The sequence below is a fragment of the Pseudomonas sp. genome, assembly GCF_048265905.1.
Classification (GTDB): domain Bacteria; phylum Pseudomonadota; class Gammaproteobacteria; order Pseudomonadales; family Pseudomonadaceae; genus Aquipseudomonas.
This window is the reverse complement of the sequence record NZ_JBLXAP010000006.1, coordinates 225,738-249,879: the sequence shown is the minus strand read 5'-3', so window position 1 is coordinate 249,879 and position 24,142 is coordinate 225,738. Positions and strand designations below refer to the sequence as shown.

The following is a 24,142-nucleotide window of genomic DNA, read 5'->3' as shown; positions in this document are numbered from 1 at the left end:
TGTGGTCGCTGGCTTTGACATCGGTCTTGCGATCCGCGCGGGTGGTGCGGTGTTCTTCGGCTTTGAATTCGCTGTAGCTGTTGGCCACGACCGTGTCGTTGCGTTCGTTGCCGATACGGATTTTCTGGTCGCGCTCGACGCTTTCGTCCCAATCTTTTTGCGCATGGACGAAGATTTGCTCTTCGCCCTTTTTGTCTTCGATACGCAATTCATTAGAACCACCGCCGCCCGGTGAGCTGAGGCTTTTGAATACGCTGCGGGTTTTGTTGGCGGGCAGTTCGTAAGGCACCGGGTTTTCTTTGTGATGCAAACAGCCGGTAACCAGCGGTTGATCCGGGTCACCTTCAAGGAAGCTGACCACCACTTCCATGCCAATGCGCGGGATGACGATGGCGCCGTAGTTATTGCCCGCCCAGCTTGAAGATACGCGTAACCAACAACTGCTTTTGTCCGTGCCGAAATCGGCGCGATCCCAAAAGAATTCAACCTTCACCCGGCCGTATTGGTCGCAGTAGATTTCCTCACCCACCGGGCCGGTGACGACGGCGCTCTGGCTGCCGAGAATACGCGGCTTGGGGTGCTGCAAGCTGGGCCGGAAAGGCACAGTCCAGGGCGTGGCTTTAAAGCGATTGCGATAGCCTTGCTGGAAGCCATCAGCGGCTTTGCTGTCGCTGGTTACGGACTCTTCCAGCACTTGCGGCTGCTTGCCTTCGTGCTGGATTTCAGTCAGCAGCCAAAGGTCGTTCCACGCTGCGCGCGGGTGATCGGTAAACGCCAGAAAGTGACCGCTGGCCAGCAGGCTTTGGTCACCTTCGCCTTCGGCCAGTTGATAGTCGTAACGGTGACGCTCCAGCGCTCGCTGGCTGAGATGCTTGCCGCGCTCGCGGTCAACAAAACGTCCCGGATAGTCGTAGTCTTCAAGGTCGGGCTTGAACTCGCTTTTGACTGCCGCTTCCAAGGTCATACGCGGCTTTTCGAAGTCGTAATCGCGGCGGGTCACCCGACTGGTGCGGGTTTCCACGCGCACGCCAAAACGCTTGATCACTGGTTTGTCGGCGACCAGGCCACTGTCTTGCTGGTAAGCGGTGGGTTCCAGTTTTGGAAAGGGTGTCAGGTCATCGCCAAACACCAGTATGTGGCCTTGAGCGCTGTGCTGAAAGTGGTAGTGAATACCTTCTTCCTCGCACAAGCGCTGAACAAAGTGCAGGTCGGACTCGTCGTACTGCACGCAATACTCGCGCTCGGGGTAAATCGAGCCGAGTTGAAATTGGTAGGCATCGGCCTGAATGCCGTGCTCTTCAAGCACTTGGCTAATGATCTGAGCCACGCTTAGGTTTTGAAAAATGCGCTGATTAACCCGCTGCGACAGGTAATAAAGCTGGGGGCGCAAGCTGATGTGATAACGGGTCAGACGCTTGCCGGATTCGCCTTGGGCAATGCGGTAAATCTGCCCGTGAATACCATTGCCAGCCTGGGATAGCGCAAGAAATGCGCTCTGATGCAGAAAGCTTTCGAGGTCGAGGTCTGGGCGCTCGCTGACCAGTTCTAACTCAAATTCGTAAGGCTGGCTGATCGCCTCGCGGCCGGTGAATTCGAGCACCTGTAAATCGTGGCTTAGGCCGTCAATATTCAGGCTGAAGTGGGTTTGGTTAGCGGGGGCGAACATCCTTTGTTCCTCTATTCAGAAATAAGTTCGGCCAGTAAATCTGGCCGAACCTTTTACACAATCGTTTAATCCGTGATTAAGCGATTGGGGTACGCCAGTCATCCGAACCGGAAGTGCCAGACACTTCGTGAGTCCAAACGATTTTACGGTAGGTCAGGTACACGTCTTCCAGATGGGTGAAGTGCGACATGTTAGGGTCTTGGCAGTTCGGCATGTGCGACTGCACGTCAACAACAACAGCATCTTCCAGCTCGATGGTGAAGTAGTGCTCTTGAGTACCAGTCGAAGAGGTGCGGTACCACTCCAGACGGCACTTGCTCAGGCGCTCACCCGAGGTCAAGGCATTGAAAATCAATGGCGAGGCTTTGTCGAAAACCTTGGTGATCATCAGCGGCTTGTGTACGCGCTGACCAGTAGGCTGGCCCGACTGTGGATCACGTGGGATGATAACTTGGTGCTTATAGCCTTGAACCAGGATCTGGTCTTCGTGACCTTCTTGGAAGATGTTGCCGACCGAGTCTTCGGTGAAAGTGCCGGCAGTGATTAAACCTTGTTTAGTGCCTTCGAGTGTCAAATACGCAGGTGTTGGCATGAGAGCTCTTCCTTGCTGAGTGATAAGTAGATCAACATTGATCCGTCCACATATACCTAGCCGGTTTCATGCCAACAAAATAAAAAATAAATAAAATCAGTTAGTTGTAGTTTTATGCTTTTAAAGCCAATGATTTAAAAGACAAAAACCGCAAAAAACTGCGCAACTTTTTGCGCACCGCTGTGCAAGAAGTTGCGCATATAGCTGCAGCCTAATGGCTACGCTTGCTATAGACCTTTAAGAGGTACTTTTTGGGCAAATCGATGCGCAATAAGTTGCGCAATGTCTGTCGAGCAAATACCGCACTTAGACAAGCCCCCCCGAAGCCATTCGATTCAAATAAATCTCAGCCCTGAGCCCCCTACCCTAGAACTTGAGTCATGCCACTTCAGTGCTCTCGTAGTAATTCCCCCAAAGTCGTTTCCTTCAAGTCAGTGTGACCAAACCATAAAGTGGACAATGGGGTTACGTGGACTGGAAACATCGCACCTACTGCATTAGTCGAATCGACAACATAAAGCCGAAGCGCATGGGCTTCAAAGATCGTCTGGTAAGCCATGGCATGCGCTCAATGGCCAGCACCATCCTCAACGAGGAGGGTTTCGATCCAGAACTGATCGAGGTAGCACTTGCACACGTTGACAAGGACAAAGTGCGAAGTGCTTAGATGCAGGTGCCGTCGGCGTTGAAGGTGTAGCCGGTTGGCAGCACCATTCCCACAACCGATTTTTTGCAGCCGAGCTTTTCAAGTTTGACCATCATTCGTGGTAGTACAGCTTCGGTCGAACAAGTGCCAAGCGTGATGAGAATTTCATCTTTGAAATAGCGCAGAAATTGCAGTAGAGGCATTCCTGACCAGCGGGCAACTGTGCCCAGCACTATCACAATGAAAACCAAAGTCGTGAGATAGAGCGCTATCAGCAACTGGCCGAGCGAGAGCAAAGTACCAATCCCGTATTTACCGATAGTGAACGCCATACCCGCGCCAGCACCAATCGGCGCCAGACGCATCACCATTGCCACAATCTTGAACAGCCCTTGCAGGAACAAATCGATGGTGTTGATCAAAGGCTTGCTGGTCTCACCCATTTGGACCAGAGCAACCCCCATCAAGACTGACAGCAGAATCACCTGAAGCATGACGCCATTCGAGAACGCACCCACGAATGTGTGCGGGATGATATTGAGGAAGAAATCAACAGCGCCACCCTGCTCACTTGCGACTTGGGTGTATTTGCTAACAGCACTGCCATCAAGGCTGCCAACGTTGATATTCATGCCAACACCCGGTTTGACGATGTTGACCACGACAAGGCCGATAACCAGGGCGATTGTTGAAAGAACTTCAAAGTAAATCAGCGCTTTTACGCCAATCCGGCCGACTTCTTTGATACTGCCCATCTTGGCAATACCCACAACTACCGTACCGAAAATAATGGGTGCCAAAAGCATTTTAATTAGCTTGATGAAACCATCAGCGAATGGTTGTAGCTTGGCTCCGAAGTCAGGCTCGAAGTAACCAATTGCTGCACCAATAACGATGCCGATAAGCACTTGCACGTATAGCTGGCCGTACCAGCGGGGCTTGGAAATTTCCACGAATACACCTCATTTTATTTTTGTGATGGGCATGTGGCATGGCGTCAAAAGGTAACGCCCGGGGGCTGCGGCCTCCTTCGAGAAGACCGCAAATAGAAGGTGATCAGCCTTCGCCCAGCTCACGCATGACTGCGTACAAGGCAGACTTGGCTTCGAAGCCCACGCCCGGGATATCAGGCAGACCAACATAGCTATTTTCTACGCGGATACCGTCAGCAAAGCCGCCGAAAGGCTGGAATACATCCGGGTACGACTCGTTGCCACCCAGGTGCAAACCTGCTGCGATGTTCAGGGACATCTGATGACCACCGTGCGGGACTACGCGACGCGAAGACCAACCCATTTCTTCCATCACCTTCAATGTGCGCATGTACTCCACAAGTCCGTAAGACAATGCACAGTCGAACTGCAGGTAATCGCGATCGGGACGCATACCACCGTGGCGCAGCAAGTTGCGGGCATCCTGATGAGAGAACAGGTTCTCGCCGGTAGCCATCGGCAGCTCATAGTGATTTGCCAGTTCAGCCTGCAGCGCGTAGTCCAGTGGATCGCCAATCTCTTCGTACCAGAACAGGTTGTACTTTTTGATGGCTTCGGCGTAGGCAATTCCTGTCTGCAGGTCGAAACGGCCGTTGGCATCTACTGCGAGGCGACGACCGTCCCCAACCACTTCAAGTACCGCTTCGATGCGGCGGATATCTTCATCCAGCGGCACTGCACCAATTTTCATTTTGACGACGTCGTAACCACGATCCAGATAGCTCTGCATTTCTGCCTTGAGCTTGGATTGGTCTTTGCCGGGGTAGTAATAGCCGCCCGCTGCGTAGACCCAAACCTTGTCATCTGCAACGCCGTTACGATAACGGTCAGCCAATAGACGGTAGAGGGGCTTGCCTTCAATCTTGGCCACTGCATCCCATACAGCCATGTCGATGGTGCCAACTGCGACTGAGCGCTCGCCATGCCCACCTGGTTTTTCGTTGGTCATCAGGGTTTTCCAGATGGCGAACGGATCCAGGTTGTTGTTCTCATGATCGATGAGACTTTCCGGATCAGCTTCGGCTATACGCGCCAGGAAGCGATCACGCATGAGTGCGCCTTGACCATAGCGACCATTGGAGTTGAAACCATAACCAATGACCGGTTTGCCATCGCGGATCACATCGGTGATAACAGCGACAACTGAACAGGTCATTTTGGAGAAATCGATGTAGGCGTTAGCAATTGGCGAGGCAATGGAAACTGTTTTTTCACGGATGTCTACGATACGCATGACGGGCTCCTCTTGTTGTAGATAGCCCAACATTATTCTTTGCGATGAAGCCCGCCCAATGCTATTAATGCCCCACCCTATGCAAAAGAGGCATACCCCTTGGAGCTCGTCTGGCTGGAAGACTTATCAGCGCTTGCGGAGTACGGCAGCTTTGTTCGCGCGGCTGAAGCACGGCATGTTACTCAGCCCGCATTTAGCCGTAGAGTGCGCGCCCTGGAGAATTGGATGGGGGTACAGCTGTTCATTCGCACTCATCAAGGTGCGACGCTGACCGAAGCGGGAAGGCAAATTTTGCCAAGCGCTCAGGAGGCGGCCAGACGCTTGTATCGGATGCGTACTGAAGCCCAGGAAGTAGCGGGCATGGCAGCTAAAACACTGAACTTTGCGGCGACACACTCCCTGTCGTTTACATTTTTCCCACGCTGGCTCAGGAACACCGAAAACGGAGCGCCAATCGAGGCGGTACAACTGCATTCAGGCAGCATGGCTGTGTGTGAGCAAATGCTGATACACGGCCAGATTCAGTTTATGCTTTCTCATCGCCACCCCGATGTTCCGCCATTACTAGCACCTGATCAGTTCACCAGCAAGAAGGTGGGTGAAGATGTGCTTGTTCCGCTGGCGTGCGCCTCCGCCAACTTCGGCACATCAGCAGCGGCTTTGCCATATCTTGCTTACACCCATGAGTCCGGACTGGGCCGCATCGTTGCTCACAGACTGCATGGCAAAGCCGATTACCTTCACCTAAAACCCCTGTTTAGCAGCCACCTAGCAGCGGTGCTGATGTCCATGGCGTTGGAGGGTAAAGGTGTGGCGTGGTTACCCAAAAGTCTCACAGAACAGGAGGTGGCAGATGGACGATTAGTCAGGGCGCTCGACGATAGTTGGGATATCCCGCTAGAGATTCACCTGACGCGCCCTATCGCCCCACTTAGCCCCTCTGCCGAAGAGTTCTGGACTCGGCTCGGAGGACAAACAGTATCCGCATAATGCTGTGTTCTCATCTAATGCCAATGGGCGAAGACCTCTCGCAAGCACGCTCTGCATCTTCAGTCATAGCTCGGCCTGCTCGCTCCAAGCCTTCAAGCAGACCGGTGTTCAGAAGCGCCGAGTGCTCACTAATTCATCAAGCACCCTCGTGGTGATGCGAAACGGTATCGACATATGATCTTCACCATTCTCGATCTCAAAGTCGCTGCGCAATCCATACTGCGAAAGATCTTCCAACCGCAGTTGCAGAGAACGCGCATCTTGAATCGCTTGTGGCAAATCACGTTCGGCCATTATTAGTTTCAAACTGCTGTGGGTTAGATCCAGCTTTCCGGCATGCGCCTGCTTGGTAAATGCGCGCTCATGCTCAAGCAAATAACGGTCACGCCACCACAGGCTCGGGCTCACTGCCACTATGTGCTGGAACAGCGCTGGCCTAGTGAATAATGTGTAGATACCAAACATTCCGCCAAAAGAATGTCCAACCAGGCTGCGCTGGTCTTGATCGACTTTGAAACGCTCGGAGACCCTTGGCATCAAACGCTTCTCGATGAAATCAAGAAATAGGTCTTGGCCGCCTTGTGCTGGAGTATTGCGCTCCTTGGGTTGCTGTGGCGAAAGATCGAAGGCACGCCGTTCAAAATCCAGCGGCGTTTCGCTTGGGTAGCCAATGGCGACCACAATCGACCTCTGCAGACGTTTTTGAGCACGCTTGGCCGCATGGAACGCGGGAAAGTACGCATTGCCATCCAATAGATAGATCACCGGATAACCACCGGTATACGGCACCTCGCCTTCAGGCAAGCTAATCATGATGCGGTATTCGCGCCCTTCGGAACTCTTCATCAACCACTGCTCGGTACCATCTAGAGCGACGGGCTCAGCTTGGGCCGTCCCGAGCAACAGTGCTCCCAGTGTCAGTGCTGCCGCGCGTAGCCAGTTCAAAGCGATCACCAGCTATAGCTCAAGCTGGTAACCACACTGCGGCCCTCGCCCCGGTAGCAATAACCGTCTTGGCAGTTAATGTATTGCTTATCCGTCAGGTTGCGGGCGTTCAAGGCCAGACGTACACCGTCCATGCTGGCACTGAAGTCGTAGTGCACGCCAGCATCGAACAGTGTGTAGTCATCGTTCTTTATTGTGTTCATATCGTCGCCATATGCGCTGCCGGTGTAACGGGCACCAGCACCGAAGCCCAAGCCGAACCCCAGCTTGTAATCCAACCACAGCGAGGCCAGATGGCGCGGCACATCTTTCGGGTCCTTGCCCTTGTTGCCGTCGTTGCTCTTGGTCACCTCTGGGTCGTTGTAGCTGTAGCTGGCGGTCATGTGCAGGCGCTCACTGAGGTCCGCCACAGCCTCTAACTCCAAGCCGCGCGACACCTGTTCCCCGGTTTGCACGCTGTTAAGCGGGTCATACGGATCACGGGTGGTCACGTTTTCTTGGGTCAAGTGATAGAGCGAGGCGGTATACATCGCGCTGCTGCCGGGCGGCTGGAACTTGAGACCAACTTCGTATTGCTTACCCTCAGTTGGTTTGAAGGCAGCGCCGCTGGAGTTGGTACCACTTTGCGGAAGGAAGGACTCAGCGTAACTGGCGTAAGGCGCCAAACCGTTGTCAAACAGGTACAGCGCACCAAACTGGTAAGTGGTCGCGGAGTCGCTAGTTTTACTATTGGAGTTGCTCAAGTTATCGTTATTGCGGGCGTGTGCCCAATCACGACGCAACCCGGCAGACAGGCGCCAGCGGTCGAGCTCGATCTGGTCCTGCAGGTACAGGCCGCTGCGTTGGCTCATGCTGTCCTGATCGGCCAGGGCGTCGGTCGGTTTGTTTACCGGTTGGTGGTAATCCGGTGCGTTCATATCGATGGACGGCGCAGGCCCACTGGCATACAGCACTGAGCTGTCGAACCAAGCGTAATCCCAACCGGTCAGCAGGGTGTGTTGTAGATCGCCTGTGGCGAAGCGGCTGACCAGCCGTGTGTCTGTGGTTACTGAGTCCATGTCCTCATACACACCAACCGCATAACGATCCATCACACCGTTATTAATCGTGCCGTCAGGCTGCAGATACTGGTTAGTAGTATCCAATTGGCCGTAGCGCAGATTTTGTTGCAGGCTGAAGGTGTCATTGAAGGCGTGTTCAAACTCATAGCCGAAGGTCCATTGACGCTGCTCAAGCTTGTCGAAGTATTCGTCGCCCTGCCAAAAGTCCGTGAGGTGGTCACCGTTCTGGTAGAGCATCGGCGAAGCCGCCGTTTCACGCTCCTGATACTGGGCCAGTAGAGTCAGGCTAGTGTCGGGGTCGATCTTCCAGCTCAGCGAAGGCGCCAACATGCGCACATCATTGTTCAGTTGCTCGATGTAAGTCTCTGCGTCGCGGTACACGCCTACGGTGCGGAACAACACATCGCCCTCTTCATCCAACTGGCCACCGATATCGAACTGGCCCTGCCGGTGCTCGTCATTGCCTGCCTGTATCTCGACTTGGTTCTTCGCCAGCAGGCTTGGACGCTTGCTCACCCGGTTGACCATGCCGCCAGGGCTTATCTGCCCGTAGAGCACAGAAGCCGGGCCTTTGAGTACTTCGATGCGCTCCAGCGCATAAGCCTCGGTGCCGTAGATTGACAACCAGCCGTTATAGGGCTGGCGCAGGCCGTCAAGGAAGTCGGAGGACATCGTTGTATCGAAACCGCGCACACTGATCGTGTCGAAACGCGGATCCAACCCAGAACTACCAGTCCGTACACCCGCGCTGTACGCCACAGCGTCCTCTACCCGATTAACCTTGCGGTCGGCAATTTGCTCGGAGGTCACTACGCTAATGCTCTGCGCGGTCTCTAAAATTGGCCTGTCGGTCTTAGTTGCAGTACTGGCATTGCTCGCGTAATAGCCCGAAACCGGAGCGAAGGCACTCTGCGTGCTAGCACCATAAGTGATGGTTGGCTCGAGTTGATAACTCGCGTCAGTCGAGCCCTTAACAACCACATACCCGGACAGCGTTTTCTGCGCGACCAATCCGCTGCCACCCAGCAACTCCGCCAACCCGTTTTCTAAGGACTCTCCGCCGGATAAACCCGGACTAACGAGCCCGCGCACCACATCAGGAGAGTACGACAGCGTAATCCCCGCTCGGTCGGCGAACAGGTTAAGTGCCTGTTCTAGCGGCCCGGCAGGAATGCTTGGAGAAACGGAAGACGAAGACCCTGAAGCCGCCTGAACCGACAGGCTTGCCGTGCCCCCCATCAAGGCCAGCGCGATGCAAATCGCGCCTGGCAACGTAAAGAGCTGAGGTTGAAACGGCAAGGGTCTGGCAGAACGCATGGCGATATCCATTAAGTGAGTGTTCTGCTCTAACCGGATGAAACAGAAAAGTCCGACAAATTTTTAAACAGTCGCAACCATGCGCACCCACCAACGCGTACGTTCAACGATTTTCACCGGTAACAGGTGAGTGATGTTGCGCAGCATTTCTGCGGGTTTATCTAAGCGAAAAACCCCAGAAAGACGCAGACTGGCAACATCACTATTGCAGCCGAGCCAGCCCGGACGATAGCGGCCGGCTTCAGCCAAGAAGGCATCTAAGCGCATATCGTTGACTATCAGCAGGCCGCGCACCCAGGCAAACGGATCAAGCGGGCTGTTAGCCAGCGGCGTTATGTTCTCAGCCGACACGCTCACCCCTTCCCCTGCTTGAAGCTGATGCTGCCCAACCCTAGAGGTGATGAGTACCTGGCCACTCTGCACACGGATTTCGCTGTAGCCGTCGCGCTCGCGCATCAGCACCCGCGCCTGCCGTGCGCTGCACTGGGCGAACCGGCAGCGTGCTTGCCATTGCGTGCCATCAACCAGCACTTCACCGGCACGCAGCACTAACTCGCTCCCTTGCACGTCTACCGAGCTGTCGGTATTGAGCAGCACGTCGGTATCAGCGCCCAAGGTTAACCGTCGACTCTCACCAATGGCCGTAGCAAAGTCAGCAGTCCAGGTGTCAGGACGCTTGGTGATCAGCAGCGCTGAACCGCCTACTGCGAGACCTAGCCCAAAAAGCTTCAGTGTACGACGCCGACTAATATCTGTTTCCGCGCGGTGCAATATGGGAATGCTATGCGCTGATTCGGGCAAGTGATTGGCTTGGAACAACCCACTCATACGCTGCAAACGTTGCCAGACAATTTGATGCTGTGCGTCTTGGCGCAGCCATTCGTGCAGTTGTTGCTGCAACTCGGCATTACCGGCATTGGCCCGCAAGCGCATCTGCCATTCCACGGCCTCACGCACAATGTCCTGTGAATGCTGCTCGTTGAGCTTGCTCACTGCATATCCTCGACATAGAGGTGATAACAGTGCACCAGCGCGCTCGCGACATGGCGCTCCACGGTGCGACTGGAAACACCCAACTCCAGCGCAACTTGTTGATAATTCAAACCGCCGAGTTGGTACAAAAGAAATGCTTCGCGGACAGCGGGTTTCAGGCCGTCGAGCAATTGCGAGATGCGCTCCAAACACTGAAGAGCTTCGTAGCGAACCTCTGGTGAGGGGTGGCTAGGGGTCGGCAACTGCGCTATTGCATCGAGATAGGAACGCTCCAACACATCACGACGCCAATGATCAATCATCAAGCCGCGGGCAATACGCGCCAACAAGGCACGAGGCGCGCTATCACTGACAGGCTGCTGGCGCAGTAGCAAACGCACAAAGGTATCTTGGGCAATATCTGCAGCCTGATGAGAGCAACCAACCGAGCGTCGTAACCAACTGTGAAGCCAGCCATGATGCGTGCAGTACAGGACCTCGATAGGGATAGTTGAGTCCGTCTCAGATTGAGACATGGCACACTCCGGGCCGATAAGGGAACGAGTCCATGAGTGAGCATGGCGAATACGCGCACATTATTCGATAATACTTCTCATTACAATTACTACTAGCAATACCCTTATAAGATATTTGCCTCACGCTTGATTTTCCAGCGGCCAGATAACTCAAACCGGGGCAACACATCAATATCTCCAGACACAGGGGTCATCGCCTGCATCGGATTCGCTACGAGGTATCTCTGGTGAGCTGCTGCGATTGGAGGCGTCAGCACCACAAAGTTCCACTCGACGTTTCGCGAGGAGCACGTTTCGATCAATCGTTTATGGCGATTAGCGCAGCAGTCGACGCCCTTGATGTGCCTTGAATATATGCTATTCGGACAGCGAGAACTCGATACGGGGCTAGCTAGGCACGACTGCAAAAAATCTCAGACCTATATCACTTCAATAAACCTAACCACATGGAGCGATAAACATGTCACTACCGGTTTTTTATCCGCAGCATAACCGGCTGCATCAGCGGATACCTGCCCAGCTTCAAACCATCAATTATTTATTAGGGTTCTATCCCCACATTACTCCTGGCAAACAGCTTCCAGATTCACTCCGTCAGGGGCCAATACATAGGCTGCGTAATACTTCGAGTGGTAGTGGGACCTGATGCCCGGTGCCCCGTTATCCTGTCCGCCAGCGGCCATGGCTGCTGCATGGAATGCGTCGACCGCCTCGTGACTCTGCGCGATCAGTGCGATGTGTGCTCCGTGGCTGGGAACCGGCGCAGCATGCAGCCAGAGGAATGGTTTTCCTGCAAAGCCAAAACCAAGACGGCGAGGTTTGTCCCCCGGGGGATCGGTTTCAATGCTCATCATCAAGGTGATCCCCAACGGCTTGAGCGCCTGCTCGTAGAAGGCGCGCGCATGCACAATGTCCGAAACACCGATGCCCAGATGATCGATTGTCGATCCTGCAAATTCACTCATTGGGTAACTCCATCAGACGCCGTGACTCGGTACATCAGCAGCGAGCGATGCTGCCAACGGCACGGCGTGGTCATTTTTTGTGGCTCAAAAGGAGATCAAGGAGTCGCTCAGACTTGGGAAGCACCGCCGTCGGCGAACAGCTCGGTGCCGTTAATGTAGCTCGACGCATCGCTCGCCAGAAAGAGCGCGGTCTGACCAATCTCATGTGCCTCGCCGATCCGACCGAGCGTGCTCTTTTCGCTGAGCGCATTGATCACCTGCTGCGCGTTCTCGCCAAGCACATTGCGCAAAGACTCTGTGTTTACCGGACCGGGGCTGAGCAGGTTGATGCGCACACCAGACCCTCTGATATCCAGAATCCAACTGCGCACCAACGCTCTTAGCGCGGCCTTGGTGGCGCCGTAGACGCTCAAGCCGGGGCCGGGGTTGATCGATGCGGTCGAGCCGATGATGACAACACTGCCGCCCTCGCCCATCAACGACAACGCGCCTTGTACTGTGAAGGTCGTGCCCTTGACGTTGGTCGCGAAGGCCCGGTCAAAACCGGCTTCGGTGATTGCTCCCAAGGGCTCGATCTCACCCATTCCGGCGTTAGCGATCAGCACATCGATACGGCCATGAACCGCACTTATATGGCTGAACAACTCGGCAAGTTCGGCAGGGCTCGAAATGTCGGCGCACACAGCGGTAACGTTCCCGCCCAGACGACTCACGGCTTCGTCGAGCTGGGGTTGGCGTCGTCCGGTAATAATCAGATCGGCGCCCTGACTGGCAAACGCTTCGGCGATTGCGAAGCCGAGACCTGAAGAGCCACCGGTGACCAGAACGACCTTGTTTTTGAACAGCATGGGAAATACCTTAATGAGTAGTTATGTAGCGAACACTATATAAACTCTCGAGCACTGACAAGATATTTAGTGACTACTATATAATTTAGCTATCGAATCGCGATTGCTCTTGGTTGTAGCGATCGCTACAGTCGTTGTATTGAACTTGCGAGATAGCCATGAACGACAAACCCCGCCAGCGCCGACCCGCCTTCGACCGAGAGCAAGGCATAGCCATCGCCCAGGCACTGTTTCATCAACACGGTTTCGACGCGGTCAGTCTGTCCGACTTGACCGAGGCCATGAACATCAAGCCACCGAGTTTCTACGCCGCCTACGGCAGCAAAGCCGAGTTGTTCAAGCGGGCCATGCATCGCTATGCCGATGAAAACGCTCTGCCTATGGACAAACTGCTGGCGCCGGATCGCCCACCCGCAGAAGCGTTGAGCGCACTACTGGTTGCCGCTGCGAAGCAGTACGGACGAGATAGCGCCTTGCGTGGCTGCCTGATTACCGAGGGCATGCGTGCGGACGATCCGGTGGCTCGAAACATGGCTGAGAATCTGGCTGATGCTGGAATCCAGGCGATCCGCAGTTACCTTGATCAAGCCCATCCAGACACCGCGCAGACGCTGACTGACTACTTGCTCATCACCCTTCGTGGGCTTTCAGCTGCGGCGTGCAGCGGCCTGTCCAGTGAGCGCTTGGTGGAAGTTGCACAAACTGCTGGCAGACTGCTTGCCCTCGAGCTAGAGGCAAGCGACGGTGCTGCGACTTCCTGAGCAACCCGGCATGGCCGCTACCACCGATAGGCGATGAGGTTTCTCGATACTCAGCTACATGAGGCCGCCATGCTGGCCCCCATGATCGATCGTGAGATTCTGTTTCGCGTATTGCAGGGACCTCCGGGCGGGATGCGGCGAGATTCAAATGCCGCCCACCACCGAGAACCTCGCAATGAAAATCAACGCCGCTTATTGAGAAACACCCAATGCCTAGAGATCGGTAATTATCGTCCCCGGAATACTTTCAGCGAAGCCGCCACCGAAGACCCTTGCAGGTGTTTCAAACCCCGGACGTCGGTCGCCAGCCAGAACACGGCGCGCCGCCTCGATAGCTGCCAACGGCGTGTAGGAATAGCCGTTCACCGTCTCGATCACAGCGCGAGCCACGCTGCCATTTTCAGCCGTTACTTCGACCACCGCGCGAGCGCGATGCGCCTCACGCTCCTGCGCACTTGGGCCATCGGGCAGTGCCGACAGATCACCTTGAGGAAACGCTTCACCTGAAATATGCACGAACATCGCAATATTCGGTATGCCTGTTGAATGCCAACCGGTCACCAAGTCGCCAAACGACAATGGCGCGCACAGAACCGGACCGTCACCGAAGTCAAAGTGGCGTGGCTGCGCATCCGGGGTCGATGTGAGCTGTCCATCAATCCGCGCCAGCAGACCTGCACCGATAATCTCGCTGACACTCATCGCCGATCCACGCGACATGGACCCTGGCACCTGAAGCGCAATGCTCAAGGCCACTGGACTCACTACGCGCCGGGCTACGTGCGCCGCCAAGCTGTCGGTGGGAACCACATCCCAACCAACGCCCGGCAACAGCATCACGTTTGACGCCGCAGCTTCCACGCCCAACCGCTCGGCCAGCCGGTAGACATTGATCTCAGCGGTGATGTCCAGGTAATCGACATTGGCCGCAATACACGCACTCATCAAGGCAGGCGCTGTGTGCGCAAACGGGCCTGCGAAGTTCAGCAATACGCTAATGCCAGACAACGAGCGCGCAGCGTCCGGCCCTGCATCGAAGACACGATAGAGAACGCCCAGTTGCCCAGCGAGATCTGCCAGACGCTGGCGATTGCGACCGGCTATTTCGAAAGGCAGGCCGAGTTCCTTCGCCCGCTCCGCAGCCATGCGGCCGGTATAACCCGTGGCGCCGTAGATCAGAAGTATGCTCATTGGGCGTGCTGCCAGTTCTTGTAGACGAATTCCAAACTATACCCGTCTGGGTCCAACACATTGGCGGCATAGTAGTTTGGGTCATAGTGCAAACGTGCTGCCGGCGCGCCATTGTCGATGGCGCCGTGGGCCATCGCAGCTGCATAGGCGGCCTCTACTTCAGCCTTGTTCCGAGCGACAAATCCTACGTGTACGGCTTGCCCTTCAACTACGCCGTGGCGCAACCAGAAGAACACCCTACCGTTGGCGCCGAAACCCTTTAGATCAGAATGGCCTGGCGGGCCGTCCTTGCCGTCGTAGTCCAACCGTGCGGTGATGCCCAGCGGCGCAAGCGCCGCCTCGTAGAAACGTATAGAACGCTGTATGTCGCTTACGGACAGAAAAATATGATCCAGCATGGTAATGCCCTCGTTTTTTCAGATGATGTAGCCGCCTGCGACCTCAATACTCTGCGCATTGATCCAGGCGCCCTCTTGCGACAGCAACATGGCAATAATCTGCGCCACGTCTTCGGGCTCGCCCACTCGGCCCAGCGCCGTTTGCCCAGCCAGCAAGGCTTCGAACTCATCATTGAGACCGCCACCTAACTCAGTGCGAATCGCGCCAGGTGATACCGCATTGGCCCGTATGCGCCGATCACCAAACTCCTTGGCCATATAACGGGTGAGCACCTCAAGGCCACCTTTGAAGGCTGCATAAGGCGCAACCCCAGCAGTGGCCACGCGCGTGGTGGCGCTGGTGAGATTGACGATACCGGCATGCTCTTCCAACAGTGGAAGCAAGGCCTGGGTCAGAAAGAAAGGGCCTTTGAGATGGACATTGAAAAGACCATCGAACTGCGCCTCGCTGACCGCCTCAAGTGGGCTGAATAAACCGTAGCCTGCGTTATTCACCAAGCCTGCGAGCGTGCTTGTGCCCCAGACACCCTGCAGGGTCGTGACCACCGTCGTGCGGAAAGCCTCGAAGCTGGCGACATCGGCAACGTCAAGTTTGAGCGCGACCGCTTTGCCGCCTGCTTGCTCGATGCGGTGCACCACCCGTTCGGCGGCGTCAGGGTGATTGTTGTAGGTGAGGATTACCCCCATGCCGCGCCGGGCAGCGTGCTCTGCTGCGCTGGCGCCGATGCCACGACTCCCACCGGTAATAACGATAACGGCCATGCCCCTTCTCCACTGTCGATTGAATGAGCCTCCACAGTAAATGGCGCTGTCGTGGCTGGCGCAGCCGTTCCTACTCAAAACCTGCCCGTTTCTGCTTTTTGCTTGCGCTGGGCATCACAATCCCGTCAGCATGCCAGCCATGAACAGCCAACTGAATGAACTTCGCGCTTTAACAGCCGGAGCCGAAAACCGCCGCACAGAGACAGGGATTCCACGCATCGCCATGGTTCAGGGCAAGATCCCTGAGCACATGCTCGCTGCGGTCTACGACCCGATGATCAACCTGATCCTGCAAGGCAGCAAAACGATGACCGTGGGCGACCGCACGCTGCGGTATGACCCGGCGACTTATTTCGTCATGTCCATCGAATTACCAGCAGTGGGCTCGGTACATCCGAGTTCCGCAGGCGAGCCCTATCTGGCTGTCAGCCTGACGCTTGACCCCGTCGTGTTATCCACGCTGCTGGCGGACCTGCCCAAACCTACCGAGCGTCACGATAATGACCCTGGCTTTTCGGTAGCGCCCGTCACGCCTGAATTGATGGACGCCTGGGTTCGAATGTTGCGGTTGATGGGCAATCCTGAAGCCATTGCGGCTCTAGCTCCCGCTTACGAGCGCGAGATATTGTTCCGTGTATTGCAAGGCCCGCACGGCTGGATGCTCCGAGAGATAGCAGCGCCAGACACGGCGATGGCTAGGGTAAATCAGGCCATTCAGTGGATTCGTCAAGACTTCGCCGAAACCATCAGGGTCGAGAATCTGGCTCAAAAAGCGGCCATGAGCGTCTCGGCCTTTCACCGCCACTTCAAGGCGGTCACCACCTTGAGCCCCTTGCAGTATCAGAAGCGGGTTCGCTTGCTCCAGGCACGAATGCTCATGGTCGCCAGCGGCAAAAGCGTCACCGCAGCCGCTTTCGAGGTGGGCTATGAAAGCGCGACACAATTCAGTCGTGACTATGCGCGGGTGTTTGGATTGCCTCCAGCGAGGGATGCGGGAAGAATCTTGCAAGCAACGAGAAGCTAGCAGAACGAACGTACCCCAGGCCGGCGAGCAGCTCCATGACTTAGCGGTTACTTGAGGCGCGACTTGGGGCACGCATGCAATCACATCGCACAGCATGCTCAACATAGTCGCAATAAAGACCATTGGCGCTTTGTCATTCCGACCTGCCATTGAAACATTCAACGATCTGGCGGTCGGAAGTTGATCAAACGCAGCGCAAACTCTGCTTGCGCGAGCTAACAATCGAAAGCGGAGTAGTCAATGAAGCGTCCTTTTCTCTCCTTGTGCAAGTCTCTGCCAGCGCTCCTGCTTGCAGCGCTGCCGCTGGGTGTGTCGGCGGCGGAGCCTATTCGCATACAACAGTTGCAGCGCTGTGGCGATCTGCTGAAAACGCAGGAGCAGACATTCTGCCTGCGGGTTAAAGGCCTGCAGGCCAGTGATTGGCAAGCGCGGCTCAATGGCGAGCCGCTGAGCCCGGAGCGCCTCAGCGGCAAAGGTCACAGTCTGCAACTGCAACTTGATACCAAGGGCAAAAAGAGTGGGCCGCTGGTGATTGAGCAACAGGGCCAGCAAAGTAATCCGGTCTGGTTGTCTCTGGGCAGCAGCCACGTGGTGGCGGCCAATGACGATGAAGTGGCCAAGAATATGGATGGGCTCACGTCCTATGTGGACCTGATCAGTGTTGTGATTGAGGAAAACTACGAAGGCGCGAAAGAAGCCAAGCGTCTGGCAGAAAAATACGGCGCCAAGGTGGTGGGCATGATCCCGCCGCTGAACACCTATCAACTGCGCCTTGCCGCCAAGAACCTGGATGAGCGCGATGCCACGGTGTTGCGTCTTGGCGGTGAAGTCAGTGTGGATGCGGTGGTGATAGAGGAATCCGGCGCCGAAAAAAGCATCGAGGATGATCCCGACAAGGCGCCACCGGCGGACAACGAAGAGTGGGCCTCCAACCGCTTTCTTGATGCGGTGAATTTTTATCAACGACGGTTGCAGCATGAGAAAGGTGGGGTGAAGACCCACCCGGTGCGCATCGGTGTGATCGAGCGCGATGTTGATTTTGATACCCCGGACTTCGCCGACTATATCGGTGACGATTGCCGTACCAACAGCAAGCGCCTTTGTCTGTACGCGCGTGATGCCGATAAACCGAGCGCCCACGGCACCACGGTTAGCGGCATATTGGCGGCAGCCTGGGACAAGAGCGGCAACAGCGGTTTTTTGCGCGGCCTGGATGATGTCGGCCCTGGTTTTGATGTGATAGTCGCGCGCGATTCGGATGCTGGCATCACCGCTAATGTGGCGGCTTCGGTCAATCTGGTAGAAGACGGCGTGCGCGTGTTGAACTGGAGCTGGGGTATTCACCGCATCGGTGCGATTGACGTCAACGGCGACCCCATCGACTCGCTGGTGCGCTCGGGTATTGCCATGAGCGGCTATGAAGAGCTGCTGGAAGAGTTTTTCCTCTGGCTGCGTGAAGAGCATCCCGATGTAGTGGTGGTGAATTCGGCGGGTAATGGCTCGTCCTTTTCCGGGCGCGACGAGTATCGGCTGCCTTCGTCTTTCATCACCGATCAGTTGTTCGTCGTGGGTGGCCATCAGCGCAGTAAAAAAGACGTACCGGTGGAGGACGCTCAGTACGCCATCAAGCGCAAAGCTTCCAACATCGACATGCGCGTAGACATCACCGCCGCTGCCTGCGTCCACAGTTCGACGGCCAAGGCTAATGAGAAAGGCGAAGTGCATTGCGGCACCTCTTACGCGACTCCGCTGGTGGCCGGGCTATTGGCCGCCATGCTGTCGATCAATCCCGAGCTGGAGCCCGATCAACTGCGCATGCTACTGCGTCGCAGCGCCATGACCATCGGCGAGGAATATGATTTTGAACCCACTGAAGGCGATGATCTGACCGCGCCCATTCTGCCCTCCGAACGCGCCAACGACCTCAACAATCCGGACGTGGGACATTCTGCGCGACTGGATATGTACAAGGCGCTGGACCTGACAGTACAGAGCCTGGATCGGGTGCGCTGACAGCGGAAAAGCGCAGCCTAGCAACCTAGCTTGGCGCACACGCCCCGGCCTGTGCGCCAAGCCGATGCATGGCGCTTTGCTTCACCTATGAGGTGCTATGTTTATTGTCCTGTTGCTCTGACTCAGCCCGCTGTCGTGTCCCTCGCTGACCCGGAGCCCGATTAAACGCTGGAGGATGTTGCGCCATGGCTTCTACTAAGCAACCGCTGCCCCATGCTGTTTCCCTGGAAGATTGGCAAGCAGCGCTGGATCAACTACTGATAAAGGAAAAAGAGCTTACGCGTGCGCGCGATGCGCTAAATGCCGAGCGCAGAAAGCTGCCGATGGTAAAGGTGGAGAAACCCTATTTGTTCGAGGGAAAAACGGGGACGGCCTCATTGCTCGACCTGTTCGAGGGCCGTCGTCAGCTGATTGTTTATCACTTTATGTTTGGCCCCGACTGGCGCGCGGGCTGCGACGGATGCTCATGGGTGGCAGATGGGATGACGCATCCGGCCCATCTGCATGCGCGTGATACCACGCTGGTGATGGTGTCGCGCGCGCCTTTGGATAAGCTGCAAAAGTACCAGGCTCGCATGGGCTGGAGTGACGCCATCCCTTGGTATTCATCCAACGCAAGCGAGTTTAATTACGACTTCGGCGCAACCACCAAGAATGGCGAGAAGCACGGTGCGAGCGTGTTTATCCGTGACGGCGACAATGTTTATCGGACCTACTACACAGGCGCGCGCGGTGTTGAATACCTCGGCAGCTTCTGGAGCTATCTGGACTTAACCCCCTATGGGCGTCAGGAGACTTGGGAAAAATCCCCGGAAGGCTGGCCGCAAACCGAACCTTACGCCTGGATCCGGCGCCACGATGAATACGATCAGTAAAGCGCCCGGCGTTTGAGTGACCGCATAGCCGCGCTAAGGACTCGCGGCTGGCGCTTGTTCTAGCTGCGCCAGGATAAATTCGACTTGCGCATTGAACGGGTAAATCAGGGGTTTTCCATCTCGATGGGCTGTTTGCAGGTACTTCCAGCGCAGCGGCACTTGTCGGTATGCCTGTGGCAGCAAGTCAATTTGCACACCGATGTCGCTGGCTAGCTGGTCAATGGTTTCTGGATCATTGGTTTTTGCGAGCGGCGTATCCTGGCGGATGCTGAGTAACGCGAAGGCGCGCAAGTTATCCGCAAGGCTTGGTGCGGAGCCGGTGGTGTCGGCAGGTAAAAATGAATCGAGCAGACTGAATATGTCGAATGCTTGAGTCAGTGAGGTGTTGAGATCGAAATCTTTCTCTGAATAAGCGGCTCGAACACCTGCCGCGTAATCCTGATAGGTTGAGAGAATGGTTTCGAGTGTAGCAACACCCTTCTCAGCTTTTACCTGTTCGCCAAGCTGGTTTGCTGCTTGGTTCATCTGCACCCAGAATCGATCATCGCCGCTGTTGCTGTAGAGCAATAAGTAGCGCTCCACATCAAGAACGGTTGAGCGGATGTTGGCGGTCGTGTCAGCTTGAGCGTATGACAACGGCAAAATCAGTGCGAGACATAGTGCTGTAGCGGCAATACCAAGATCGCGCATGCGGGCGCCTCTGTACGGAAAACCGCGTATGTTGCAGGATCGCGAAAGAGGCAGGGAGTCGACTTTTCTGACCGGCGTGTAGGCTGAATCTGAAAGCGGTGGCTTGGTGGCGTTTGCTGCATGCCACCAAGCGCAACCATTGCAAGTGAAGCCTGCAATTGAGGCCTATTAAATGGTGCTGGAGTGAATAAGCTTACCGGCCCCGTCGACTCCCAAGCATGACAAACGCCTTAGGGAACCTCTGAAAAACTACTGGGCTCGATATTACGGGGGCAGCCCTTGCTGCGTTAAAAAACTGCTCAAAATGCTCATGTAGGCCACTAAAGTCGAGCGCGACCCCGGTCGCTTTTTTCGCATTTTTTGTCTTGTCTTATCGTCGCTCGCTACCTTTTTCAGCGGTTCCTTAGTCAGCCAATCCGTTAACACACGCGACTACTGCCCATCCCGCAGGGTGAGCAGCAGAACCGTATCTATAACGTTTTGCGCTGCATCCACTCACTCGGGCTGACACCCACCTTGCGGCGGAAGGTGCGCGCAAGAGCAGATGGGCTTTCATAACCGACCTCGTCGGCGATTAGCGCGATTGGCCGCCCCTCGCGTAATCGTTTTTGTGTCAGGCTGATTCGCCAGTTCGTCAGGTAATCTGCCGGCGTGACACCCACCGTCTGGCGAAAGTGCGCGGCAAAGCTGGCCCGCGACATAGTCGCAATGCCCGCCAGATCAGCCACAGTCCAATTGCGCTGTGGCTCATTATGGATACCGGTGAGTGCACGCGACAAACGTGGATTAGCTAGCCCGGCCATCATCCCCGAGGCAATGCTGCGGCTGGCGATGAGATGGCGAAGCAACTGAATCACCATCAGTTCGAACAGGCGGTTGAGCACCACTTCGCGGCCACATTCCTCGCCAAAGGCTTCTTCAAACAGCCAGTCGAGACTGCCGTGCAAGGCCGGTAATTCTCGAAGTGGCTTGATGATGTAAGCCGGCAACGCAAGGGTCAGCGGATTATTTGCCCCGCCCTCGAAGTTCAGAGTTGCACACACCAATTCGGCTTCATCGGCCTCTGTCGCCGTCAACTGATGCTCCAAGGGGCGAATCAGCAGCACCAGGCTTGGCTCGGTCAACTCAATGAGTTGACCCTGCGCATCCCTGAAGCCCAGGTGACCAGAGCGCAGCAGATGCACATGGCCATAGTTGCCCTCGGCGATATCCGCCACCCCGCAAAAGCCGCCCTTATGATAGGTGGCAGCATGCAGGTTGAAGTGCTTAATAAGGGTTGATAAGCGATCCATGGCCAATACCTATTTAGACGATCTGTTGCATAACATCGACGATCTGAACCCAAAAGAAAAGTCATGAGCTCTAATATTCACTCAACGCTTGTTCGACAAGCCTGCGATTTAACCTATTGGAGATTTACTATGCCTCGTATTGCAGCCCCAACCCAAGACCAAGCCCCTGCTGGCTCACAGCCAGCTCTTGAGGGCGTGCAAAAAGCCTTTGGCTTTATTCCTAACTCCATCAAGACAATGGCCAATGCCCCGGCGGCATTAAATGGCTATTTGGCTTTGGGGCAGGCCTTGAGCAAAAGCTCGCTAAGCGCTGCCGAGCGGGAAGTTGTGGCCCTTGCGACCTCTGAAGTTAACGGTTGCAACTATTGCATCGCAGCACACGCTGCTTTGGGTAAAAAAGTCGGCTTAAGCAAAGACGATATGCTTCAAGCATTAACGGGTGAGTTGAATGCACTGGCTTTACTGGCGCGACAAATCACTGAAAGCCGTGGTCATTTAACGGATGCTCAAATCGCGGCCGCCCGCGACGCAGATTTGACGGACGCGAAGATTGTTGAAGTAGTTGCCCAGGTGGCACAGTTAACCCTGACCAACTACATAAACAACATAGCGGCTAGCGATCTAGATTTCCCACCATTTGCACGTTAAGGAGACGAGAACATGAGCCATGTAACCCTCTACACAACTCCGCATTGTCCTTACTGTGTACGCGCTAAAAGTCTGTTGGCACGCAAGGGCGTTAGTACAACTGAAATTAACGTGGCAGCCTCGCCTCAGAAGCTCGCGGAAATGCTGGATAAATCCAAGCGCAGAAGCGTGCCGCAGATATTTATTGGCGACACACATGTCGGAGGCTTTGATGATCTAGCGAGTCTCGAGCGCAAGGGCGAACTGGATGCATTGCTACAGGCGTGACCTGCACGGAGATGGTCTGAACAGCCAACGCAATCGGGCGAGAGTGGCGACTCGAGCCCGAACCTCAGACCATCTGCTTTCACTGCATCTGTTTTAACAGAGCCATTTGGCTAATCAAGGATTGGACAGTGCTTGGCCACCCTTGGGTTTGAAATAGAGTGTTTCACCGCGGGTTAGATCATCAAGGCTCATGTGGTCCTTGGCGACTTCTGCCTCGATCAGATCACTCTGCCCTTCAACCTTGAGCGTCACGCGGGTGATCGCACCTAATGGTCGGATATCACGCACTTCACCCGCCTGGTGCCCTTCTTCGGCATGACGCGACAAGTGAACTTCATGCGGACGAAACAATACGTGATGGTCTTCGCCTATATAAAGGCGGTTCGCATCGCCCAGGAAGTGATAGACGAAGTCACTGGCCGGGTTTTCGTACACCTCTGCTGGTGATCCAATCTGCTCAATCACACCTTTATTCATCACCACGATTCGGTCTGCCACTTCCATGGCTTCTTCCTGATCGTGGGTCACGAACACAGAGGTCAGATGAACATCTTCATGCAGCCGCGCCAACCAGCGGCGAAGCTCCTTGCGCACTTTTGCATCCAACGCGCCAAAAGGTTCATCAAGCAATAAGACGCGCGGCTCGACGGCGAGTGCACGGGCCAGCGCAATACGTTGACGCTGGCCGCCAGAAAGCTGCTCGGGATAACGATCAGAAAGCCAATCGAGCTGGACCAAGCCGAGCAACTCATGGACCTTTTGTGCAATGACCGATTCGCTCGGCCGCTCGCGCTTGGGTTTCATGCGCAGGCCAAAGGCGACGTTGTCGAACACCGTCATGTGGCGAAACAGTGCGTAGTGCTGAAATACGAAACCGACGTTACGGTCACGCACATCGTGTTCGGATACATCTTCGCCGTGGAACTGAATGCTGCCAGTATCAGGGGTTTCGAGGCCGGCAATAATCCGGAGCAAGGTGGTTTTGCCACACCCGGACGGCCCCAGCAAAGCAACCAGCTCGCCACTTTGAATATTCAAGTTGATCTGGTTTAGCGCCTTGAACGCATTGAAGTTCTTGCTGACGTTAGTGATTTCAATCGACATGCGTTGCGTCCTCAGCCTTGTGGCGCGGGCGGTTAATTCTTACGTGCGCCACAACCAAGGTTGCAGCTAAACAGCGCCAGAGACAGCAGGCTGATAACGGCGATGTACGGGTGCGCGGATGATAGCGCTGACTTTATATTCTTAAAAATATCGTTTAGTCACACTTATATTCTTTTGCAGAATATAAAACGGATCCCAGCAGACATGAAAGGATCCCACCCACCAGCGTCCGAGCCACCCGCTGTAAATTTATGACTGCCCGCAATGAAGACCACTAAATTCTATTCTGATCTATACATAGCGCTAAAAATTACTTTTTAAGAATAAAAAACTTAGGCAGTATCAGCCCCAAT

Annotated in this window: 22 protein-coding genes and 2 pseudogenes; 8 read left to right on the top strand and 16 right to left on the bottom strand. The window is 55.3% G+C overall.

Features of this window, described 5'->3' with window-relative positions; all coding sequences use genetic code 11:
- Both ACN0UH_RS11270 and ACN0UH_RS11265 read right to left on the bottom strand, forming a co-directional pair.
- A partial coding sequence (locus tag ACN0UH_RS11270) for a type VI secretion system tip protein VgrG (RefSeq protein WP_417662128.1) occupies positions 1-1,666 on the bottom strand: 1,666 nt, incomplete at its 3' end.
- A 76-nt stretch (positions 1,667-1,742) separates the two neighbouring features.
- Positions 1,743-2,258, bottom strand: coding sequence for an Hcp family type VI secretion system effector (locus ACN0UH_RS11265; protein WP_417662127.1), 516 nt, complete (start codon positions 2,256-2,258; stop codon positions 1,743-1,745).
- Positions 2,259-2,709: 451 nt separating this feature from the next.
- Here ACN0UH_RS11265 and ACN0UH_RS11260 point away from each other — a divergent pair.
- Positions 2,710-2,922 (top strand): annotated as a pseudogene (locus ACN0UH_RS11260) (tyrosine-type recombinase/integrase); the annotation flags it as partial.
- A 2-nt stretch (positions 2,923-2,924) separates the two neighbouring features.
- Here ACN0UH_RS11260 and ACN0UH_RS11255 read toward each other — a convergent pair.
- Positions 2,925-3,857, bottom strand: a pseudogene (locus ACN0UH_RS11255) (cation:dicarboxylate symporter family transporter); the annotation flags it as partial.
- Between the two features lie 103 nt (positions 3,858-3,960).
- A complete protein-coding gene (locus tag ACN0UH_RS11250; protein WP_417662126.1) occupies positions 3,961-5,130 on the bottom strand; it encodes a mandelate racemase/muconate lactonizing enzyme family protein in 1,170 nt (389 codons plus the stop codon).
- 99 nt (positions 5,131-5,229) lie between these two features.
- On the opposite strand from ACN0UH_RS11250, the gene ACN0UH_RS11245 reads away from it, so the two are divergent.
- Positions 5,230-6,120 carry a LysR family transcriptional regulator gene (locus ACN0UH_RS11245; RefSeq protein ID WP_417662125.1) on the top strand — a complete coding sequence of 297 codons (891 nt, stop codon included), beginning with the start codon at positions 5,230-5,232 and terminating at the stop codon, positions 6,118-6,120.
- A gap of 108 nt (positions 6,121-6,228) precedes the next feature.
- On the opposite strand, the gene ACN0UH_RS11240 is transcribed toward ACN0UH_RS11245, so the two are convergent.
- From ACN0UH_RS11240 to ACN0UH_RS11215, 6 genes are all read right to left on the bottom strand, one after another.
- Positions 6,229-7,074, bottom strand: a complete 846-nt coding sequence (locus ACN0UH_RS11240) for an alpha/beta hydrolase (RefSeq protein ID WP_417662124.1) — start codon at positions 7,072-7,074, stop codon at positions 6,229-6,231.
- A complete protein-coding gene (locus tag ACN0UH_RS11235; RefSeq protein ID WP_417662123.1) occupies positions 7,071-9,443 on the bottom strand; it encodes a TonB-dependent siderophore receptor in 2,373 nt (790 codons plus the stop codon). The genes ACN0UH_RS11240 and ACN0UH_RS11235 overlap by 4 nt, the downstream gene beginning before the upstream one ends.
- A gap of 63 nt (positions 9,444-9,506) precedes the next feature.
- A complete protein-coding gene (locus tag ACN0UH_RS11230) occupies positions 9,507-10,436 on the bottom strand; it encodes a DUF4880 domain-containing protein (protein WP_417662122.1) in 930 nt (309 codons plus the stop codon).
- Positions 10,433-10,951 carry a sigma-70 family RNA polymerase sigma factor gene (locus ACN0UH_RS11225; protein ID WP_417662121.1) on the bottom strand — a complete coding sequence of 173 codons (519 nt, stop codon included), beginning with the start codon at positions 10,949-10,951 and terminating at the stop codon, positions 10,433-10,435. The genes ACN0UH_RS11230 and ACN0UH_RS11225 overlap by 4 nt, the downstream gene beginning before the upstream one ends.
- Before the next feature lie 560 nt (positions 10,952-11,511).
- Positions 11,512-11,916: a VOC family protein gene (locus ACN0UH_RS11220; RefSeq protein ID WP_417662120.1), complete on the bottom strand. Its 405-nt coding sequence runs from the start codon at positions 11,914-11,916 to the stop codon at positions 11,512-11,514.
- A gap of 107 nt (positions 11,917-12,023) precedes the next feature.
- Positions 12,024-12,764 (bottom strand): SDR family NAD(P)-dependent oxidoreductase, encoded by a 741-nt coding sequence (locus ACN0UH_RS11215; protein WP_417662119.1) that lies wholly within the window; start codon positions 12,762-12,764, stop codon positions 12,024-12,026.
- 158 nt (positions 12,765-12,922) lie between these two features.
- Here ACN0UH_RS11215 and ACN0UH_RS11210 point away from each other — a divergent pair, with 158 nt between their 5' ends.
- Complete coding sequence (locus ACN0UH_RS11210) at positions 12,923-13,525, top strand: TetR/AcrR family transcriptional regulator (RefSeq protein ID WP_417662118.1); 603 nt, start codon at positions 12,923-12,925, stop codon at positions 13,523-13,525.
- 213 nt (positions 13,526-13,738) lie between these two features.
- On the opposite strand, the gene ACN0UH_RS11205 is transcribed toward ACN0UH_RS11210, so the two are convergent.
- The 3 genes from ACN0UH_RS11205 to ACN0UH_RS11195 are packed head-to-tail and all read right to left on the bottom strand — an operon-like array spanning position 13,739 to position 15,876.
- A complete protein-coding gene (locus tag ACN0UH_RS11205) occupies positions 13,739-14,716 on the bottom strand; it encodes a saccharopine dehydrogenase family protein (RefSeq protein ID WP_417662117.1) in 978 nt (325 codons plus the stop codon).
- Positions 14,713-15,114, bottom strand: a complete 402-nt coding sequence (locus ACN0UH_RS11200) for a VOC family protein (protein WP_417662116.1) — start codon at positions 15,112-15,114, stop codon at positions 14,713-14,715. Before ACN0UH_RS11200 ends, ACN0UH_RS11205 begins: the two co-directional genes overlap by 4 nt.
- Positions 15,115-15,132: 18 nt before the next feature.
- Complete coding sequence (locus ACN0UH_RS11195) at positions 15,133-15,876, bottom strand: SDR family NAD(P)-dependent oxidoreductase (protein WP_417662115.1); 744 nt, start codon at positions 15,874-15,876, stop codon at positions 15,133-15,135.
- A gap of 139 nt (positions 15,877-16,015) precedes the next feature.
- On the opposite strand from ACN0UH_RS11195, the gene ACN0UH_RS11190 reads away from it, so the two are divergent.
- From ACN0UH_RS11190 to ACN0UH_RS11180, 3 genes are all read left to right on the top strand, one after another.
- Complete coding sequence (locus ACN0UH_RS11190) at positions 16,016-16,900, top strand: AraC family transcriptional regulator N-terminal domain-containing protein (RefSeq protein WP_417662134.1); 885 nt, start codon at positions 16,016-16,018, stop codon at positions 16,898-16,900.
- Between the two features lie 240 nt (positions 16,901-17,140).
- Positions 17,141-18,913: a S8/S53 family peptidase gene (locus ACN0UH_RS11185; RefSeq protein WP_417662114.1), complete on the top strand. Its 1,773-nt coding sequence runs from the start codon at positions 17,141-17,143 to the stop codon at positions 18,911-18,913.
- 185 nt (positions 18,914-19,098) lie between these two features.
- The gene (locus ACN0UH_RS11180) at positions 19,099-19,788 is read left to right on the top strand and encodes a DUF899 domain-containing protein (RefSeq protein WP_417662113.1); all 690 of its coding nucleotides are present in this window, start codon (positions 19,099-19,101) and stop codon (positions 19,786-19,788) included.
- A 33-nt stretch (positions 19,789-19,821) separates the two neighbouring features.
- On the opposite strand, the gene ACN0UH_RS11175 is transcribed toward ACN0UH_RS11180, so the two are convergent.
- Positions 19,822-20,478, bottom strand: coding sequence for a hypothetical protein (locus tag ACN0UH_RS11175; protein ID WP_417662112.1), 657 nt, complete (start codon positions 20,476-20,478; stop codon positions 19,822-19,824).
- A 470-nt stretch (positions 20,479-20,948) separates the two neighbouring features.
- Complete coding sequence (locus ACN0UH_RS11170; protein WP_417662111.1) at positions 20,949-21,770, bottom strand: AraC family transcriptional regulator; 822 nt, start codon at positions 21,768-21,770, stop codon at positions 20,949-20,951.
- Between the two features lie 129 nt (positions 21,771-21,899).
- Here ACN0UH_RS11170 and ACN0UH_RS11165 point away from each other — a divergent pair, with 129 nt between their 5' ends.
- Positions 21,900-22,418, top strand: coding sequence for a carboxymuconolactone decarboxylase family protein (locus ACN0UH_RS11165; protein WP_417662110.1), 519 nt, complete (start codon positions 21,900-21,902; stop codon positions 22,416-22,418).
- A gap of 12 nt (positions 22,419-22,430) precedes the next feature.
- Positions 22,431-22,685 (top strand): glutaredoxin 3, encoded by a 255-nt coding sequence (grxC, locus tag ACN0UH_RS11160; protein ID WP_417662109.1) that lies wholly within the window; start codon positions 22,431-22,433, stop codon positions 22,683-22,685.
- A 114-nt stretch (positions 22,686-22,799) separates the two neighbouring features.
- On the opposite strand, the gene ACN0UH_RS11155 is transcribed toward grxC, so the two are convergent.
- Positions 22,800-23,789, bottom strand: coding sequence for a sulfate/molybdate ABC transporter ATP-binding protein (locus ACN0UH_RS11155; protein ID WP_417662108.1), 990 nt, complete (start codon positions 23,787-23,789; stop codon positions 22,800-22,802).
- Positions 23,790-24,142 lie beyond the last annotated feature (353 nt).